This window comes from Allobosea sp. P1_A7 (assembly GCF_056406775.1).
The window spans coordinates 1-2,557 of the sequence record NZ_JBFTZN010000477.1; the positions used below are offsets into that span (position 1 = coordinate 1).

Here is a 2,557-nt window from a genome sequence, read left to right on the forward strand (position 1 = left end):
TGCGGATTCCGATTGAAGCGGGCGGGGTATTCCGAAGCGAAGCCGGCAGGGCATTCCGATTTGAAGCCGGCATGTGATTCCGAGATGAAGCCGGCACCCTGAAGGGGGTGTTGGAGGCCTGGGTCAGCCACTCTGGCAGACGTTTTCCGTATCGACCGAGACGGAGACCGTGATGCCTGCGAAGAGGAAGCTGACCATGAGACAACTGCGGCAGATGCTGCGTTTGGCTGAGGAAGATCTGAGCCCCGGCGAGATCGGGCGTCGTCTTGGTGTGGCGCGCAGTACCRTGCAGGGGAACCTGGCACGAGCCCGGGAAGCCGGCCTGTCCTGGCCGCTGCCGGCGGAGCTGAGCGATGATGCGCTGGCAGGCCGGTTGTTCGCGCGATCCGGTGCTCTTTCGGGGGCGCGTCGCCGCCCCGAGCCGAACTGGGGCGACCTCGTCGTCGAGCTGAAGAAGCCCGGCGTGACGATGGCGATCCTGTGGGAGGAGTATCGCGGCGTCCATCCGCAGGGCTACGGCTATAGCCGTTTCTGTGACCTCCTGCGCGGCTTCCAGCGTCGGCTGTCGCCGACCATGCGTCAGGAGCACGTCGCCGGCGACAAGGTCTTCGTCGATTATTCCGGYAAGAAGCTCGGCATCGTCGATGCCCGGACCGGCGTCATCCGGGAGGCCGAGATTTTCGTCGGCGTGCTTGGCGCCTCGAACTTCACCTTCGCCGAGGCAAGTTGGACCCAGGCCCTGCCGGACTGGATCGGCTCGCATGTGSGGATGTTSCGGTTTTTCGGCGGCGTCCCCCGCCTGATCGTGCCGGACAACCTSAAGGCCGGCGTCAACAAGGCTTCGTTCTACGATCCGGATCTCAACCGCAGCTACGGCATGATGGCCTCGCATTACGGCGTCGGCGTACTGCCGGCCCGCGTCCGCAAACCGCGCGACAAGGCGAAGGTCGAGAACGGGGTCCGCTTCGCGCAAAGCGCCATCCTTGGACGCTTGCGCAACCAGACCTTCTTCTCGCWGGCCGAGGCCAATGCCGCGATCCGCGACGCCGTCGACCGGATCAACGACCATGTCATCCGGCGCCTTGGCGTCACCCGCCGCCATCTGTTCGAGACCGTCGAGCGGCCGGCCCTGGCGGTACTGCCCGAGGATTACGAGTTCGCCGAGTGGCGSCTGGCCCGCGCCGGCGTCGATTACCACGTCGAGTATGACGGCTATTTCTACTCCGTCCCCCACGGCCTGATCCGCGAACAGGTCGATCTGCGGGCCACCAGCCGGACGATCGAGGTCTTCCATCGCGGCCAGCGCGTCGCCGCTCACCAGCGCCGCTATGGCGGACGCCGGCACGGTACCAACCCCGATCACATGCCGAGCTCTCAYCGGCGCTACGCCGACTGGAGCCCTGAACGGCTTCGGCGCTGGGCGGCGACGGTGGGCCCGAGCACGGAGGGCCTGGTCATTGCCATCCTGGCCAACCGCCCGCATCCCGAACACGGCTTCAGAACCTGCCTCGGCGTACTGCGCCTGTTCCGCGACCTCAAGCCGTCCCAGGCCGAAGCCGTCTCCGCGCGCGCCCTCGAGATCGGCGCTTTCGCCTACCGCGCGGTTGCCGCCATCGCCGCCMGACAAGCCGCGGCACCAGCCAGGACCTCCACCGAACCCGCCGCCATCATCGAGCACAGCAATCTGCGCGGCCCCGGCTACTTCCACTGACACCAGGAGACATCATCATGTTGATCCATCCCACCATGACCTTGCTCGCCGAGCTCGGACTGCACGGCATGGCCAAGAGCTTCCAGGAGCTCCAGGCCCAGCCCGAAAGCCGCGCCCTCGAACATGCCGACTGGCTCGCCCTCCTGCTCGAACGCGAGAGCACCGCGCGCAGCCAAAAACGCTTCGAGAACCGCGCACGCACCGCCAGGCTGCGCCACAACGCCAGCATCGAGGATGTTGACTTCAAGGCGTCGCGCGGCCTCGACCGCGGGCTCTTCCTCAGCCTCGCCGGCGGCGACTGGATCCGTCAGCATCGCAGCTTGCTGATCACCGGGCCGGCCGGCGTCGGCAAGAGCTGGCTCGCCTGCGCCCTCGGGCAAAAGGCCTGCCGCGACGATGTCTCGGTCGCCTACCATCGCGCCCCGAGGCTCTTCACCACCCTGGCCCAGGCCCGTGACGAGGGCCGCTACGCCCGCCTGCTCAAGGCGCTCGCCAGGGTCGAACTCCTGATCATCGACGACTGGGGGCCGGAAAAACTCGACGATACCCAGCGACGCGATCTCCTCGAACTCACCGAGGATCGTTACGAGCGCCGCGCCACCATCATCACCAGCCAGATCCCCGTGGACCGCTGGTACGAGATTATCGGGAATCCCACGATCGCCGACGCCGTCATGGATCGTATTGCCCACAATGCCTACCGCATCGAACTCGCCGGCGAGAGCATGCGAAAACGCCAGTCGCAGAGCCCTCCAGCCACGATCGCTTGACCGTCAAATCCATCCACGACAATCATCACGAACGACCCAGGCAAATCACCTCGCACCTGCCGGCTTCAAATCGGAA

General features: G+C 66.2%; 2 protein-coding genes. Both read left to right on the forward strand.

The window, feature by feature from the left end; genetic code table 11:
- Window positions 1–172 precede the first annotated feature (172 nt).
- Window positions 173–1,711 carry an IS21 family transposase gene (gene istA / locus AC1D34_RS36560; RefSeq protein ID WP_476826899.1) on the forward strand — a complete coding sequence of 513 codons (1,539 nt, stop codon included), beginning with the start codon at window positions 173–175 and terminating at the stop codon, window positions 1,709–1,711.
- Window positions 1,712–1,728: 17 nt separating this feature from the next.
- The gene (gene istB / locus AC1D34_RS36565; protein ID WP_441480652.1) at window positions 1,729–2,481 is read left to right on the forward strand and encodes an IS21-like element helper ATPase IstB; all 753 of its coding nucleotides are present in this window, start codon (window positions 1,729–1,731) and stop codon (window positions 2,479–2,481) included.
- The last annotated feature ends 76 nt before the right edge of the window (window positions 2,482–2,557 follow it).